This is a genomic window from Sutcliffiella horikoshii (assembly GCF_019931755.1).
GTDB lineage: Bacteria > Bacillota > Bacilli > Bacillales > Bacillaceae_I > Sutcliffiella_A > Sutcliffiella_A horikoshii_E.
Genome location: NZ_CP082918.1, coordinates 769,261 through 785,282, shown reverse-complemented (window position 1 = coordinate 785,282; position 16,022 = coordinate 769,261). Strand labels below are relative to the sequence as shown.

The following is a 16,022-nucleotide window of genomic DNA, read 5'->3' as shown; positions in this document are numbered from 1 at the left end:
TGTATTCTACATATGATAAAATTTTCCTTTTTGATTTTATATGATAGTTAGTTTATGAAAATACTTGTGGTAAAGTGTTTGGAGGGGTTTGGAGGGGTTTGGAGATGCCTTCAATTTGTTTGGCAAGTCTAAATGTCCGAAGTTTAATCCCCTAAACAAAAAAAGCACTATCCAACTAAGTGGACAGCGCTTCAAAATCTGTTAAACCAATTCAAATGTCTCTTCAATTTCAATGCTGCCTTTGACAGATTGGACCATCGGGCAGTTTTTGCTGGCAAGTTCGATAGCAGACTCAATTTTGCTCTCCACCAAGTCTTTACCTTTAATCGTGTAATGGATATGTATCTTCTCGATTCGGTTTGCTTCTTTTTCATTACGGGTAACGTCTGCTTTAATGCCTATATCTTCAATTTCTAGACGCTTTTTCTTTAGGATGCTCTTTAGCACGCCTCCACTGCAGACTGCGATGGAAGATACCATCAACTGATATGGACGGAAACCATACTGTTCATCCCCTGCAACATGTAATTCTCCATATTCTAAGTTCGTTGTAAATCCCACTTCTTTCATTTTGAATTCCATTTGACTGTCATCTCCTTCTTTTTAATAGAATAGCAAATCCGCAAATAATCCTGCCAGTTTTTTGTTTGCTTCGTATTATCCATTCCAAAATGTTCATAAATTATGTAGAATTAGGGATGGTAAAAATACTAAAATTTCGAGGTTGCATCTTATGAATCGTTTTCGTTTTTGGATCCTTGTATCCATCGTCGCAGTTTCCGGCTTTAGCCAAGGAATGCTATTACCCTTAATTGCTGTCATATTTGAAAATAGTGGCGTCTCCTCCACTTTGAATGGATTGAACGCTACTGCCTTATATATTGGAATATTACTTGCATCTCCTTTTATGGAACAGCCTTTACGTAAATACGGCTACCGCCCTGTTATATTGGTCGGTGGTTTTCTGGTTGTAGTATCTCTTGCCCTTTTCCCATTATGGCAAAGTTTTTGGTTCTGGTTTGTATTGAGATTGCTGATTGGAATTGGGGACCATGCCCTGCACTTTGCAACGCAAACCTGGATAACATCGTTCTCTGCTGAAAATGTACGCGGACGAAATATATCACTATATGGAGTGTTTTTTGGAATAGGTTTTGCGACTGGACCATTAATGACTCCTCTGGTCGAAATTAATCAGGCCCTACCTTTTATCCTATCTTCCATTCTTTGTTTGATAGGCTGGTTGTTCTTATTTTTCTTGAAAAATGAGCACCCGGAACAAGAACTTGGGGTGAATTCATTTTTTGAGACCATCAAACGTTTTCGTAAAGCTTGGAAATACGGATGGATTGCGTTCCTACCGCCTTTAGGCTATGGTTTTCTGGAAGCTTCACTAAACGGTAGTTTTCCCATTTATGCTTTGCGCTCCGGTATTGAAGTTGGAAGTGTATCTGTATTACTTGCATCTTTTGCTATCGGAGGTATCGTTTTTCAGCTTCCTCTTGGGATACTGAGCGACAAATTTGGTCGTCGGAATATCTTATTGGTCATTCTTTCCCTTGGGTGCTTAAGTTTTGTAACGGCGAGTTTCCTTGAAGGTACTTTCATTGCGTTGGCGGTATGCATCTTCATCGCAGGAATGCTCGTGGGATCTACCTTCTCACTAGGTATCAGCTATATGACCGACCTGATGCCGAAAAACCTGCTCCCTACTGGTAACCTTATGTGTGGAATTGCCTTTAGTATCGGGAGCCTAGGAGGACCATTCTTCGGAGGACTCTTTATTCAATACTTTTCAGACATCAGCTTTTTCCACATCATCAGCTTTTTGCTGTTCGTGATATTTCTGTTAACGTATTCTTTTGGAGAGCGCGGATTGGTTGCGGTGAAAGGGTAAATAGTATAGAAAAAAACAGGCAAATTCATTTAATGGATTTGCCTGTTTTTTTCTTGTTCAGAATCTATTGGTTCTCTAATATAGCCTTTATTTTCTTCAAATCTTTCTCGTTTGCCTTCTTCATCATGGTTGCCATGACAGGTGAAAAAAGTTTGGAAAAGCCTTTTGGTTCTCCTTTATTTTGTAGTGTCATCTTAGTTGTGTTGGTATTTATAGCTGTCCATGTATAAGTTGTTTCCATTGGGAACGGTCCTTGGGCAGTTTTCATCGTTAATTTTTCACCTGGTATAAATTCAACAATTTCATATATGTACGCGAGCTCTTTGCCAAGAAATTTCGCTCTAAACGCAATTTGTGAACCTAACTGCAAAGGTTTGGGTGTTCTCCAATCGGATGAATCGATATTATCATACCAAACCGGCGCATGATCCGGGTTTGCTGCATAGTCCGCTACTTGCATTTTCGAACAGTTAATTACAATCTCTGTTATAACATTCACCATAATTTATCCTCCTGACTAAAAAAAGACTCTATATAATAGTTAATCCTACCATACCGCTAACTTTTGGAATACATACCTTACAGCAACCTTTCCTTTTCTACACTACCTCATTACCGCGACACAAAGGGGTCTGACCCTTTTTTAAAAAAACTTTCAAAAAGTTGTTCCATTTCTAAATATTCTGTTATATAATAATATCAATCGAACATACACTGTACTAATACAAAGGAGGAGAAAGTAACATGAGCAGACAGGAACGTAAAAACATGATTAATTTTATTGAAGTGATGAAGAAGGCAGATCGTGAGTCACTGGCTTTTATGACGGATGCCGACATCGAGCATTTATACAATAATGTTTACGAGCAAATGATGATTCATCAGAGCTTATAAACAAACGAAAAAACTGCAATCCTCCCACATCAAGCGGAAGATTGCAGTTTTTCTTTTGGTGCTTTATCGTCTGTCTTTTGTCCATTCACAATAATAATGCCTATAACCACAAACATTAACCCAATCAAAATCGTATAGTGCATAACCTCATTTAAAAACAGACCAGATAGTAACACACCAAATACAGGTACAAGGAACAGGTACATCGACACTTTGCCAACCTTGTTATATTTCATTACGTTGTTCCACAATATAAAGCCTGCTGCCGATAAAAATGCAAGATACACTACAAGTAATAATGTATAACCGTCAAAGGCAAAAGGAAAGAAACCTGCGCTCACTCCACCAACAATAATTAATCCTACCGATCCGAACAACATTTGATATGCCGTCAAATAGGATACATCCATGGAAGCCGCGCGTTCTTTAGCCATGATGTTTCCATAAGCAGAAGCCATCATTGCCAGTAACAGCAATAACTCCCCTATTCCAAACTGAAAGCCCGCCCCTGCTTTTGGCAAATTAACCACCAACACACCTCCAAAGCCAAGGGCAATCCCAAGCCATTTTCGTACAGACAATGAATCGTCTGCATATAAAAAATGAGCAAACAAGATTTGAAAAAACGAAGCTGTTCCAGCAATAACCGCTCCTTGCATGCCAGTGGAATAACTTAATCCAAAGTAAAACAATAAATATTGCAAGAAAGTCTGGACAAGCCCTAACTGTGCCAACGGAACAATTGTCGCTCTTCTCAGTTTTAGCGATTGCTTGAATAGGGTAAAAAATAAATAGATCATAATCCCAGCGAGGAAGAATCGATAGCCGGCAAATAATAGCTGCTTGTCGTATTCATTCGCCCCTATATTTAAAGCTGTATAACTTAGTTTAATTGCCGGAAATGCACTGCCCCACAAAAATGTTGCAAACATTGCCGCTACAATGATACCAAGCTTGCTTGTGAAAAATTTTTCAGCCTTCACGGCCATTCACCTTCTCTCCAAGCTACATTATACACAGAAGAATCACAGGTTACATACTGTATAGTCTTGGAAAAGAAAAAATACTGGATATCTTCCAGACAATAATCTATAATAATAACTAGATAATAATTAATATAATTTATTGATAACTACTCTCATTAAGTAATCCCCCTTATAAAGTGTTGCTGCTATCAGGATAGATGGCAGCTTTCGTCATTTAATAAGGCTAATGATGTTGATTATTTTTCTCAATTAGGAGGTTGATTAAATGAAAGAAATGACAGAAAACCTACAGAAAGAATCCCTTTTCAACAGGTTCACCACTCATATTGAACTTATTTTCGCCATTATTTCAGGCGTTCTTATTTTTACAGGTTGGATCCTTTTAAAGTTTGACATTCAGACGGTTGCGATTCCCATCTTTATTCTCGCTTTTTTAATTGGCGGATATTTTAAAGCCAAAGAAGGCATTCAGGATACTATTGAAGAGAAAGAGCTGAATGTGGAAATGCTGATGATCATCGCGGCCATTGGTGCCGCAATCATTGGATATTGGATGGAGGGCGCTATCCTTATCTTTATTTTCGCATTAAGTGGAGCCTTGGAAACCTACACGATGAATCGAAGTCAAAAAGAAATTTCTGCCCTCATGGACATTCAGCCTGAGGAAGCATTAAGAATAATGGATGACAAGGAAGAACGAGTCCATATTTCTGAACTTGCCATTGGTGATCACGTACTTGTTAAACCTGGCGAACGCATCCCGACAGACGGAAACATTATTAGAGGGGAATCCGCGATAGATGAAGCTGCCATTACGGGCGAATCCATCCCCCTTGAGAAAAAACACGGCGATGGGGTCTATGCGGGAACCATGAACGTCAATGGCTCCATAGTAGTGGAGGTCACAAAACTTTCTACAGAAACCTTGTTCCAAAAAATTATTAATCTTGTTCAAAATGCTCAAAGTGAAAAATCCCCTTCGCAACAATTTTTGGAACGTTTTGAAGGGCCGTATGTAAAAATTGTACTTGTTGTTGTAGCCGTCATGATGGTCCTCCCTCATTTCCTACTGGGATGGAGTTGGAACGAAACATTCTACAGGGCGATGATTTTACTTGTTGTTGCTTCCCCTTGCGCCCTTGTTGCTTCCATTATGCCAGCAACATTATCGGCCATCTCGAATGGGGCACGCAAAGGAATCTTGTTTAAAGGAGGCGTGCACCTAGAAAACTTAAGCCATCTGCAAGCCATCGCTTTTGATAAAACAGGTACGCTAACCAAAGGAAAGCCGGAAGTGACAGATGTAGTCGTACGCGAAAACATCACACAAGAAGAATTCTTATTTATCGTCGGGTCTATTGAAAGTTATTCTAACCATCCCCTGGCACAAGCTATCACTGCTTACGCCAAAAAGAATACCCCTAAACCACTGCAGCGTCCGGATCATTTGGATGACAAGGCTGGCTGGGGAGTGAAGGGCAACCTACACGAAAAAGAATATCTTGTTGGAAAGGCCGATTTTGTGGGTACAGATGCTGCCAAAGTATTTGAAAATGGTGTTGCAGAAACCTTTACTAATGAAGGAAAAACAGTTGTTTACGTAAGTGACGAAGCAGGAATAGTCGGCATCCTTGCTTTAAAAGATGTTATTCGCAAAGAAACCGTGGAAGCCATTAAGCAGCTGCAAGCCCTTCAGGTTCAAACTATTATGATTACTGGTGATAGCGAGCGCACTGCTGCGGCCATTGCAAAACAGGCCGCTATTGGAAAGTATGTCGCAGAATGCTTGCCTGAGACAAAAGTAGAAACTGTAAAAAACTTAAAAGAGGAATATAATATTGTCGGCATGGTTGGTGACGGGATCAATGATGCTCCCGCACTCGCAACAGCAAACGTGGGTATAGCCATGGGAGAAGGAACGGATGTGGCATTAGAAACTGCTGACGTCGTTTTGATGAAAAATGACCTTGTTAAAATTGCCGAAGCCATAAAACTTTCAAAGAGAATGAACAAAATTATAAAACAAAATGTTATTTTCTCCATAACTGTGATAATGCTTCTGATCAGTTCCAACTTCCTTCAGTTCATTGATCTCCCTTTCGGAGTCATCGGACATGAAGGGAGTACCATACTCGTTATCTTAAATGGGTTAAGATTATTGCGATAAATTCACCTTGTAAAAAAGCAGCGGGCACATGGCCTCGCTGCTTTTTGCTATCTAGTGGTAGCCGTTTTGCCCGTTCGCACTACCTGAAGTTTTGTTCTTCGGTTTGTGCTTAGAGTTTTGTTTTGTACCGCCGTCTTTTTTCGTATGCTTTGTCATGAAAGGTCCCTCCTATTTGGTTAGAGTATCTTTCAACAATAGATTTCCCTTTTGCTTAAAAAAGTTTCTTGGGAATTTTTATCGCACAAAGCTTTTCTTCCATTGCAGCAAGATGGCATTGATTTCTCCACCAATGATTATCATTAAGCCTGAAAGGTAAAACCAAACAAGCAAAACAATGATCCCTCCAAGACTCCCATACATCGCTGTATAGTTCCCGAAGTTGCTCACATAATAGGAAAACAACACAGAAACGGACATCCAGCCGATCGTTGCAAAAAAAGAACCTGCAAGGACATCTTTCAAATGCAGCCTGATGTTGGGGGCAGCCAAATATAAACAGGTAAAAACAAAAAACAAAATAACAAAACTTACTCCCCACCTAATGGTATTCCAAATGGTGATAAATTCTTCCGACAGACCGTAGGAAGAAAATATAAACAAACCGATCTCCCTGCCGAAAACAGGTAGTAAAAGCGCAACAATAATGACAAAAACCATCGCAAGGGTCAACAAAATTGCCGTGCCCCTAACAATGAAGAAATGCCTGTTCTCATTTACATCAAATGCCCTATTGAATGCTCGAACAATCGCATTGATTCCATTGGAAGCAAACCAAATGGTTGCAATGATACCAAATGACAATAGATCCCCGCGTTGTTCATTTAGTATTCGGACGACATTCGATTCAATTAGAAGCATCGTGTCGCCAGGAGCATATTGGTGAATCACTCCCAATACATCATCCTGTGTTATTGGAACATAGGCTATCAACGTGAGTAAAAAAATAAGAAACGGAAAAAGAGATAATAAGAAAAAGTACGCTAACTCTGCTGACATTCCCAATGCTTCATTCCTGTCTAGGCGATGAAACAGCTGTTTTCCAAAACGTAAAATTCCCATTCACTCTCCTCCAGAACGTATCATTTACTCTATTCTATTGTGAGCAAGTCCACCTTACGACAAGATTTTATTCTTTCGCTCTGCTGATTCCAAATGCTTGGCAATCACTTCTTTAGTTTCTGAAACAATCTCAAGCATTTGCGGCGTCGTTTCTTTTAACTCATTCACTTTAGAACGAAGGTAATCAATATCTTTAGATACATCTTCCACAGTTGTTCTAACAGATTCAATTTGATTTCGTACTGAATCAGCAATTTCCTGTGGATGCTGTATCGCATACTTTAATTTTCCACCAACACACTTGCCATTATGTATGACCGTGGTTCTTGTATTTTTATCTAATAAAGAAATGGCCCCTCCAATAAGCGCCCCAATAAGCATACCATCCACTAATTTATTTCTGTTCCCCATATTATCCTCTCTCCTATCCATTTAATTTTTCTTTTTCTTACATCTTCCGTTAATCTTACCTTTATTATAAACATATTTCGAAACTTTCACGACTCTTGTAATGGTTTAATACCCCAGTTCCCAGAAGAAGATACTGTTTTTCCTCAATTCATGATAAAATAAGGAAAAGCTTCTGTACGAAAGGACGGTTCAAATGAACTTAACAGAAAAATCAACTGAAAATGTAGAATATATGATCGAAGCCATCAAAGGTAAACTAAAAGTGTTAAACCTTGGTGCCATCAAGCCTTCACACTTTGATGAAGAAATGTATGAAGAGCTAAAAGACATTTATGAACTTGTCATGAGAAAACCATCTTTCAGCCCCAACGAAATGCAAGCAATCGCAGAAGAACTCGGCAACCTGCGTAAACAATAATACAACTAAAAAACACTTACTTCGGTAGGTGTTTTTCTATTAAATTTGATGCAGTAACTCAGTTGATTGGAGTGGAAGGCGCGCAGACGCCCGCGGGAGGAAGGGACAGGTGAGACCCCACAGGCGCAAGCCGAAGGAGGCTCACGGACCGCCCGCAGGCAAGCGAAGCGCCTGGAACGGAAATCAACTAGTTAAATCGAAACATAGTACTAGCCCCACCTCCTTGTGCATATAAGTGTACAGAGGGGGGATAAGCATGTTTTTTCTTTACGCAGCAACCATAGGATTTGTCTTATTATTATTTTTATTAATGGGCATCTTTCTCTACAATGTCTCACAAGGACTTAACAAAAAAGACGCTATAGAAATTGATCCTCTGCCTCCAGAACCGACAGAAGAAAATGAATCCATAAACGCAAAATGAAGCAGCCTCAAGAAGGTTGTTTCTTTTTTTTTTTACTCTTAATAAGGTAAAATAAAAAAAGAAATAGACATACAATGAGGTGGCTTACCGTGGATACAATTACCCACACACTTTTTGGGATGACCATTTATGGCGCAGTGGATAAACGCCAAGATGACAAAAAGACTAAAATAGCAATGTTTGTCTCAGCAGTCGGGGCAAGCCAAATTCCGGATAGTGATGTCATCTCTAGCCTCTGGGACACAGAAGGCATGTACCAAATGTGGCACAGAGGAATTACTCACTCGCTATTTATGGTTCCGATATGGGCATTGCTCTTCTTTTTAATAAGTATCTGGTTTTTAAAAAGAAAAGATTGGCGCTTTCTCTGGGTGCCGCTTATTGCTGTATTCATACATAACACAGCAGATTTGTTTAATGCATGGGGAACAGGCTATCTAGAACCCTTCTCGTCTATAAGAGTAACCTTTGGCACCATCCCCATCGTGGATTTTGTCATCTGGACAATTATTGCGATCGCTTTTTTCGCGAGAAAGCTTTGGAATAAAGAAAGACATCTCCTATATCGTTTGGTATGGATATTGATAATTGCCCACGTTGCCTTACAAACGAGCCAGGGATATGTGTTGTACAAGCAATATGAAGATAAATACGAGCAAGTCGCATTATCTGCAAGTTTCCTCCCTTGGCATTTTTCTGTGATAGGTAAAAATGAACATACAGTGGAAATCTTTGACGACGCCCTTTTCACTAGTCCTAAATTGCAATACACCCTAAAATCAGCAGAAGAAGCCGATTTGGACACACTATTCACCGAAGTGCCAGAAGCAAAAACCTTATACGAATGGTCTCCCTTCGTGGTCATTGTCGATGACAAAGAAAGACTGGGCATCTACGACCCAAGATTCTACCGCAACGGGCAATCATTCCTATTTGAATATATAGAAAAACAGTGATGGCATTTGGCAAAAGTCAATAAAAAGCAAGAGCTAAAACTTTTTGAATGTTTTTTGATTTTAATGTATATTATTCTACTAAACTGGGAATACTATCATTAAATACTAAAAAACAAACGAGGTGCTTGAAGATGATAGTTTCAAAGAGATACTTTTTAACGGACATGGAACGTGAAAGTGTAGAACAAACATTGACTAACAAAGGCCACCTGCGTGAAGAAGTTCTAGGAATGGATGATGAAGAAATCATTCACATCTATCAAAAATACATGGTGCAAGAATTAATTACGAAATAAATAGAAACTCCCCCTTTGAAAACCGTGACTCATGTCCGGTTTTTTAGTTTGTCTAAAATATATGGAAATAAAACACAAAAGGCGACCAGTTACCAAACTTGATAACAGGTCGCCTATATATATTTAAGGGGGGAGTATATATAGTTATTGTGGGCTTAAGCCTTTTATTAGATCTAACCTTGGCTTTACAACTTCTACCTTAATTCCTTTAGCTTTATACTTATCAACAATCTTCCTGACGTCGATTCCTTTTTTCGCTTTTTCTACAGTCTTTTGCATGTTTTCATCCCTCTATTCATTAGATTATTGGACTTTCTCACATACATATTTAATCTAAAACTAATACTAGAACATCTGCTTAACCAGTTTCATTTCTGTTTCTTCCAATTTACCATCACGATAATAGCTAACTTTCATCGTGTCGCCGATATTCTTTTGGCTATAAAGGAATTTTCTTAAACCAAGTGCGTCCTTTATTTCTTGATCATCTAGTTTTACGATAACATCGTATTGTTTAAGACCAGCCTTATCAGAAGGGGAAGTTGGTTCTACTCCTGTTACGACAATTCCACTTTTCACTTCTTCAGGAAGCTTTAAAGTAGACCTTTGTGCTTCAAGAGGAACATCAGAAAGTGAAGCCAAGCCGACTCCCATAAACGGTCTTTGTACTTCTTTATGTTTTTCAAGATCCTCAATGATTGGTTGAACAGCACGGATTGGAATAGCAAATCCTATACCTTCCACTCTTGATTGAGCTATTTTCATGGAGTTGATACCTATAACTTCACCACGAAGATTTACAAGTGCTCCACCACTGTTACCTGGGTTAATGGCAGCATCCGTTTGAATAACATCTGCTTCCCAGTCAGGTTGGCCATTTTGATCTATATCAACGGGAATAATCCGCTCTTTTCCACTTATGATTCCTTGAGTAACTGATCCAAAGAATTCAAGTCCTAATGGATTTCCAATAGCAATGACAGGTTCACCAAGCGTGATTGCATCAGAGTCACCGAACTTTGCAACTTGTTTGATGTTTGCATCGTCCACCGTTAATACGGCTAAATCTGTTAGAGCATCACTGCCTACGACTTCAGCTTCTACTCTTGTTCCATCAACAAGGCTTACTTCCACTTTTGAGGCTCCGTCAATAACATGTGCGTTAGTTACAATATAGGCTTTACCGTTCTCCTTTTTGTAAACAACACCTGAGCCGGTTCCCGCCTCCTGATCTCCTTGTGCACCACGCGGGTCGAATAGTGAATTTCCGCCTCTTTGTATATTAACTACCCCAACTACAGCTTCAGAAACGTTTTCTACCGCATTTGTTATATTAGTTTGTATTTTTTCGTATTCCACCTGGTCTGTTTGAACAACCGAGTTGGTTTCCACACTCATTGGAGCTGTTTCAGAAGCACCCGCCTCATTGTTATCCATGTAAAATCCCCAATCCAAAAGGACAGGTAACATTGCTACAATTCCAAGCGCACCTACGACTCCTCCTGTGACAGCAGCGAACACTACTTTTCCGAAGCTCTTTTCTTTCCTTGTTCTCTTTTGAGTTACATGATCGTCATAATAACCCATACTTGGTTCACCTCATTAATTTTTTATCTACTTCTATTAAACCCTATAAGGATGAAAGTAATCTTAAAGAAAAATGAGAATATGATGAGAAATTTTTATTGTGCTACTCCTGTTGTGTATCTTCTTCTAATACACCATTTAGCTTAACCGTAATAATCGTCCATTCGCCTTCTTCACTGTCCGCTGAAATAGTGCCTTTATAATTAGTCACCATTCTCTTGGCGATAGACAGACCGAGACCTTGTCCACCTTTTTCTCTACTCCGTGCTTTATCCACTCTATAAAAACGATCAAAGACTTTTTCCAAATCTTCTTTTGGGATACCAATGCCGTAATCTTTAATGGATAAAGCAAAGTGATCTTGGATTTGTTCTGTAACGATCTCAACAGTAGTAGATCCGTTCGAATATTTTACGGCGTTATCAAGTAGGATGATAAGCACCTGTTCCAAATGTCTTTCTGCAATCGCTACTTTCATTTCACTTTTTAAGGTGTTTTCATACTTAAATGTCAGAGAAGGATATAGCAGGGTGAATTTTTTCACAACATCTTCCACAACATGGACAGGCTCAATGAAGTCCTCTGCTAATTCCAATCGGTCGGATTCCAGGCGAGTGAGTTCCAGGAGTTCATAGACGAGCATTTTGAGCCTTTCTACTTCCTGTTGTGATGCCTTTAATGATTCTTCCAGCACCTCAGGATCATTTTTCCCCCAACGGTTGAGCAGTTTAAGATGGCCCTCTAAAATGGAAATTGGGGTTCTCAATTCATGAGAGGCATCCTCCACAAACTGTTTTTGTTTTTGGAAAGAAATCTCCACATCATCCATCATTTCATTAAAAACATTGGACAAGTCTGCTATTTCATCCTTTTGATTTTTATCTTGCGGCACACGTTCTTTAAAGCCGCGCATCTTGATCCGCTTCATCGTATCTGTGAGCGCTTGAATCGGAGCGAGGAGCTGTTTGGCTATAAGCATACCACCGACTCCACTCAACAGAATCGCTCCGGCACCGGCAGACCATGTGACAAGGAAAATCAATCCTCGAAGCCTTTCATAATTCTTTAAGTCTCTTATGATTTCTATGTACCCAATAAATCCATTGGTAATCACAGGTTTTCGATGGATGAGATAATGTTTTCCATTTACCTTCACATGCTCCAGGTTTTTGCTTTCAACTGGAGTGATGAGTAGTTCTCGAGGTAGATTTGTTGCAACCGCAACCAGCAGAGCTCCATCTTTATCGATGACACGGATAAGTTCATTGGTTTCATTTACTTTCTCGATAAAACCGCTGCTGTTTACTATTTCCGTCCTACCTACAAAGAAAGGTTGCTCCGAGAAATAAGCTTGAATCTCATTCATCTTTTCCTGTATATTGCGTTCTTCTTGTTCAATCATCCACGTCCTCATCACATAATATTGAACAGAGTTGTATGCTACGAAAAGAACGAATAATACCAGGGAGGACCATATAGTAATTTTCCACCTGATCGGCAGTTGCTTTAAATATCTTTGAAGTTGATTCATTTTCTCATCACGTAACCTGTCCCTCGCACGGTTTGGATATAGCTTTCTTCACTTGGTTTATCAATCTTATTGCGCAAATAACGGACATAAACATCGACAACATTTGTTTCGGCATAGGAACCAAGCTCCCATACTTTATCTAGCAAAATTTCCCTTGTCAGTACCCTGTTAATATTGGTCATGAAAACCACAAGCAGGTCAAATTCCCTCTTTGTCAATTCAATCTGTTCTTCCGCCCTCGTAACGGTTCTTGCATCTAGATCTACTTTCAGTTCCCTAAAGAACAGGATATTATTCTCCTCTTCCTTCTTTCCTTCCATACGGCGGAAAAGCGCACGAATTCTTGCCAAAAGCTCCTCAATTGCAAATGGTTTGGACATATAATCATCTGCGCCGCTATCAAGTCCTGACACCTTGTCCATTACACTGTCCCTTGCAGTCAGCATTATGATGGGAGTTTCTTTGGCTGCACGTATTCTTCGGCAAACCTCCATCCCACTTAATCCAGGGAGCATCAGATCTAGCAAGATAATATCCCAATCTTCTTTTAATGCAAGATCCAGTCCTTCTCGCCCATCATAGGATGTGGCAACATTAAAACCTTCATATTGTAACTCTAGCTCAATAAAGCGAGCAAGATTCTTTTCGTCTTCTATTATTAATACTCTGCACATGGTTGCACCTCCACCTTACGTGTGGGTTCTAGATTTATTTTAGACGAATTGCCTGGTTTTGAGTCTCTCTTTTATACTACCTAAATATTGGTGTTTGTGGGATGAGAATTTGATGAGAATTGAAAGTGTAATGTTGGTGTAACGTCTATGTAAAATAAAAACCGAGTACACCTAATTCAAGGGGTGACTCGGTTCTGAAATTTTATCGTTCAATCAAATCTTTTCATGATTTGATTCTGATAGTCTTTAAAAACTGCCGAATTGGCATCTTTTTTCTTCTTTTGGATAAGTTGCTGTAATCGAAGTTGTTTTTCTGTCAGCCTTTTATTCAACCTGGCTTCCTCCACATCACTATGCGCCCCTTCGATAAGATCCTCCAAGTATTCAATCTCTGTTCTAACCTGCTGTTCTTCCATCATCCCGGCATTTTTCATCATTTTGTATGCCATTCTCATCTCTGGAGGAACATTGGATAAGTCTTCAAGTTCCAAACGTTTTCCGTAACCCGGCAGATTTTCGAACTCTCCGTCTTCATAAGCTTTTCTGATTTTTTCATCTGTTAATCGAAAAAAGTCCATCGCACTCACCCTTTTCCAATTCATTACTACCAGTTTACCCCATTTCTTTCTAAAAGAGTGTGTACTTTTTCTGAACATTCTTTCAATTAACCTTTCGAATTTTCTATTGTCGAATGTTTAATTGCACGTTATAATACTTGTTTGTGGGTCCTGTGCGGCCGGGTGGGAGAGGGAAACTGAATAAGGTGTTTTATTATGCTTCAATGGATGAAGAATTCATTTGATCTGGCTGGTCATGAGACGACTTTAAAGCGTGAAATGATGGCCGGAATGATTTCATTCTTTACCATTGTGTACATTATTGCTGTTAATGCAACGATTCTTGCAGAAGCAGGTATTCCGATTGAAGCCGGAATCATCGCTACCATCCTTACATGTGTTGTAGGTTGTTGGCTGATGGGATTTTGGGCGAATGCGCCGATCATCCTTGTTCCTGGTATGGGAATCAACGCGATGTTCACCTATACGTTGGTTCACTCTATGGGATTAACCTGGCAAGAAGCATTGGGCGTCGTAGTGGTTTCTGGTGTGATTGTGACGATTATTTCGTTTACAAAGCTTGCACAAGTGCTGCTCGAGGCAATTCCAAGCTCTTTAAAGCATGCGATTACGGTTGGGTTAGGGTTATTCCTGACACTAATCGGGTTGGAAAAAGGCGGACTTATCGTAAAAGGTGAAAACTCTCTATTATCACTTGGAGATGTTTCGAGTCCTTATGTGATTGCCACGATTCTGACTGTGATTTTAGCCGTAACATTGTTTATGCGAAATGTCCCAGCAAACTTTTTAATTAGTATTGTTGCTGGTACGGTTATCGCTGCTGCTTTGGGAGTGGTAAACTTCTCTGATGTTGGTGGAAGTGCTTTACCGCTGGATAGCTATCTTTCCTTATTTGGTGCCGTTTCATTTGCAAAGATTGGAGAGTTCACGTTTTTAGTGGCTGTCTTCTCTTTAACGATGGTTCTCTTGTTTGAGAACATCGGGCTTATTAACGGACACCTGGGAATGATCAACCGCCCTGAAAAGTTCAAACGTTCCTTCCAGGCAAACGGAATCTCCATTTTAACAAGTGGACTTTTCGGTACCAGCCCTACTGTTTCGACAGTGGAAACGGCAGCAGGTATTGCCGCTGGCGGAAGAACCGGTGTAACAGCAATAACGACAGGAAGCCTATTTTTGCTTTCCATGTTTGCGATCCCCTTCATTAAAATTATTCCTGGCAGTGCGATTGCGCCAATTTTAATTATCATTGGCGTACTGATGCTTCAATCAGTGAAACAAATCGACTTCCAAGACTTATCAGAAGGATTCCCTGCCTTTCTAGTAATTGTAATGATCCCATTCTCTTACTCTATTGCAGACGGAATCGCATTCGGTTTCATTGCCTACCCGCTAATGAAACTTTTACTAGGCAAAGCAAAAGAAGTCTCCGCTCCACTCTACGTGATCGCGGCACTCTTCTTCCTGACGTTCCTGACAAATGTGCATTGATGGTTTTGAATGATTTTGAAATTAATTGATATATATTTAGAAAAAAAATCCTTGAGGGGGTCAGACCCCTCAAGGATTTTTTCAGTTCGCGTCGAATACTAAATGGTTAAACTAAATTTCCCCTCACATTAAACGTTCATCTTACAAATGCCTCAGGTCTATCTGAGAATGCATCGACGAGCCATCTTGGGTGCATGGGCAACAAGTCATGCGGGAGTTTGTTTGGCGCAAAGAACTCGAGCTCAATCAGGGCAGGATCCTTCTTGGTTGTTGTCCCACCTGTAATCTCCGCTTCAAAATAGGATGTCACAAACTGAACTAAGCGCCCATCCGGGTATTCAAAGGTTTGTGATTCTGGATCAGAGTAAACGCCAATCAGGCGGTATGGATCGACAACGAGTCCTGTATCTTGGTATACCTCGCGAACAGCCGCTTCCTCCACCGTCTCACCAGGCTCTACATGTCCGGCTGGAATGGTCCATAAGCCCACATCTGCTCTCTTTTGTAATAAAATTCTTTTCTGTTCATCAAAGATGATCACTGCCACGGCAGGATACATACTAATCTGTTTTTGTTTATTCATCATAGGAATACTCCTAACACTACTTTTTTACCTAGTCTAACGCGGTTGCATGCCACTTTCAACGGAAAGC

At 39.9% G+C, this 16,022-nt stretch carries 19 protein-coding genes; 8 read left to right on the top strand and 11 right to left on the bottom strand.

The features are described from left to right. Positions 1-201: 201 nt before the first annotated feature. Positions 202-582: an OsmC family protein gene (locus K7887_RS04110; protein WP_223492317.1), complete on the bottom strand. Its 381-nt coding sequence runs from the start codon at positions 580-582 to the stop codon at positions 202-204. A 61-nt stretch (positions 583-643) separates the two neighbouring features. Between K7887_RS04110 and K7887_RS04105 the strand changes: the two genes are divergently transcribed. Further along, positions 644-1,897 (top strand): MFS transporter, encoded by a 1,254-nt coding sequence (locus K7887_RS04105; RefSeq protein WP_399209192.1) that lies wholly within the window; start codon positions 644-646, stop codon positions 1,895-1,897. A 64-nt stretch (positions 1,898-1,961) separates the two neighbouring features. On the opposite strand, the gene K7887_RS04100 is transcribed toward K7887_RS04105, so the two are convergent. Then, positions 1,962-2,399, bottom strand: a complete 438-nt coding sequence (locus K7887_RS04100) for an SRPBCC family protein (RefSeq protein ID WP_223492315.1) — start codon at positions 2,397-2,399, stop codon at positions 1,962-1,964. A gap of 242 nt (positions 2,400-2,641) precedes the next feature. Here K7887_RS04100 and K7887_RS04095 point away from each other — a divergent pair, with 242 nt between their 5' ends. After that, entirely contained in the window at positions 2,642-2,791 is a 150-nt protein-coding gene (locus tag K7887_RS04095; RefSeq protein ID WP_010191652.1) for a BH0509 family protein, read from the top strand. 29 nt (positions 2,792-2,820) lie between these two features. On the opposite strand, the gene K7887_RS04090 is transcribed toward K7887_RS04095, so the two are convergent. After that, complete coding sequence (locus tag K7887_RS04090) at positions 2,821-3,774, bottom strand: DMT family transporter (protein ID WP_223492314.1); 954 nt, start codon at positions 3,772-3,774, stop codon at positions 2,821-2,823. A gap of 268 nt (positions 3,775-4,042) precedes the next feature. Between K7887_RS04090 and K7887_RS04085 the strand changes: the two genes are divergently transcribed. Continuing rightward, positions 4,043-5,944, top strand: a complete 1,902-nt coding sequence (locus tag K7887_RS04085) for a heavy metal translocating P-type ATPase (RefSeq protein WP_223492313.1) — start codon at positions 4,043-4,045, stop codon at positions 5,942-5,944. A gap of 234 nt (positions 5,945-6,178) precedes the next feature. On the opposite strand, the gene K7887_RS04080 is transcribed toward K7887_RS04085, so the two are convergent. Together K7887_RS04080 and K7887_RS04075 are read right to left on the bottom strand one after the other, a co-directional pair. After that, entirely contained in the window at positions 6,179-7,003 is an 825-nt protein-coding gene (locus tag K7887_RS04080) for a YihY/virulence factor BrkB family protein (protein ID WP_223492312.1), read from the bottom strand. A gap of 54 nt (positions 7,004-7,057) precedes the next feature. After that, positions 7,058-7,414, bottom strand: coding sequence for a YtxH domain-containing protein (locus K7887_RS04075; protein WP_223492311.1), 357 nt, complete (start codon positions 7,412-7,414; stop codon positions 7,058-7,060). Between the two features lie 193 nt (positions 7,415-7,607). Here K7887_RS04075 and K7887_RS04070 point away from each other — a divergent pair, with 193 nt between their 5' ends. The 4 genes from K7887_RS04070 (at position 7,608) to K7887_RS04055 (ending at position 9,508) form a co-directional block, all read left to right on the top strand. Next, positions 7,608-7,832: a DUF1128 domain-containing protein gene (locus tag K7887_RS04070; protein ID WP_010191662.1), complete on the top strand. Its 225-nt coding sequence runs from the start codon at positions 7,608-7,610 to the stop codon at positions 7,830-7,832. Positions 7,833-8,088: 256 nt separating this feature from the next. Next, entirely contained in the window at positions 8,089-8,256 is a 168-nt protein-coding gene (locus K7887_RS04065) for a hypothetical protein (protein ID WP_010191663.1), read from the top strand. A gap of 89 nt (positions 8,257-8,345) precedes the next feature. Next, the gene (locus K7887_RS04060) at positions 8,346-9,212 is read left to right on the top strand and encodes a metal-dependent hydrolase (protein WP_223492310.1); all 867 of its coding nucleotides are present in this window, start codon (positions 8,346-8,348) and stop codon (positions 9,210-9,212) included. Positions 9,213-9,343: 131 nt separating this feature from the next. Next, complete coding sequence (locus K7887_RS04055; protein ID WP_187442069.1) at positions 9,344-9,508, top strand: hypothetical protein; 165 nt, start codon at positions 9,344-9,346, stop codon at positions 9,506-9,508. 144 nt (positions 9,509-9,652) lie between these two features. On the opposite strand, the gene K7887_RS22935 is transcribed toward K7887_RS04055, so the two are convergent. The 5 genes from K7887_RS22935 to K7887_RS04035 all read right to left on the bottom strand — a co-directional run bounded on the left by K7887_RS22935 (position 9,653) and on the right by K7887_RS04035 (position 13,902). Beyond that, entirely contained in the window at positions 9,653-9,787 is a 135-nt protein-coding gene (locus K7887_RS22935) for a hypothetical protein (protein WP_010191666.1), read from the bottom strand. A 66-nt stretch (positions 9,788-9,853) separates the two neighbouring features. Continuing rightward, positions 9,854-11,095: a S1C family serine protease gene (locus K7887_RS04050; RefSeq protein WP_223492309.1), complete on the bottom strand. Its 1,242-nt coding sequence runs from the start codon at positions 11,093-11,095 to the stop codon at positions 9,854-9,856. Positions 11,096-11,198: 103 nt separating this feature from the next. Further along, positions 11,199-12,626 (bottom strand): HAMP domain-containing sensor histidine kinase, encoded by a 1,428-nt coding sequence (locus K7887_RS04045; RefSeq protein ID WP_223492308.1) that lies wholly within the window; start codon positions 12,624-12,626, stop codon positions 11,199-11,201. Next, a complete protein-coding gene (locus K7887_RS04040; RefSeq protein WP_223492307.1) occupies positions 12,623-13,300 on the bottom strand; it encodes a response regulator transcription factor in 678 nt (225 codons plus the stop codon). The genes K7887_RS04045 and K7887_RS04040 overlap by 4 nt, the downstream gene beginning before the upstream one ends. A 209-nt stretch (positions 13,301-13,509) precedes the next feature. After that, positions 13,510-13,902: a DnaJ family domain-containing protein gene (locus tag K7887_RS04035; protein ID WP_223492306.1), complete on the bottom strand. Its 393-nt coding sequence runs from the start codon at positions 13,900-13,902 to the stop codon at positions 13,510-13,512. 171 nt (positions 13,903-14,073) lie between these two features. On the opposite strand from K7887_RS04035, the gene K7887_RS04030 reads away from it, so the two are divergent. Then, entirely contained in the window at positions 14,074-15,369 is a 1,296-nt protein-coding gene (locus K7887_RS04030) for an NCS2 family permease (RefSeq protein WP_223492305.1), read from the top strand. Positions 15,370-15,505: 136 nt separating this feature from the next. Here the strand turns inward: K7887_RS04030 and K7887_RS04025 are convergent, their stop codons facing one another. Next, positions 15,506-15,955, bottom strand: coding sequence for an NUDIX domain-containing protein (locus tag K7887_RS04025; RefSeq protein WP_223492304.1), 450 nt, complete (start codon positions 15,953-15,955; stop codon positions 15,506-15,508). Positions 15,956-16,022: the final 67 nt, after the last annotated feature.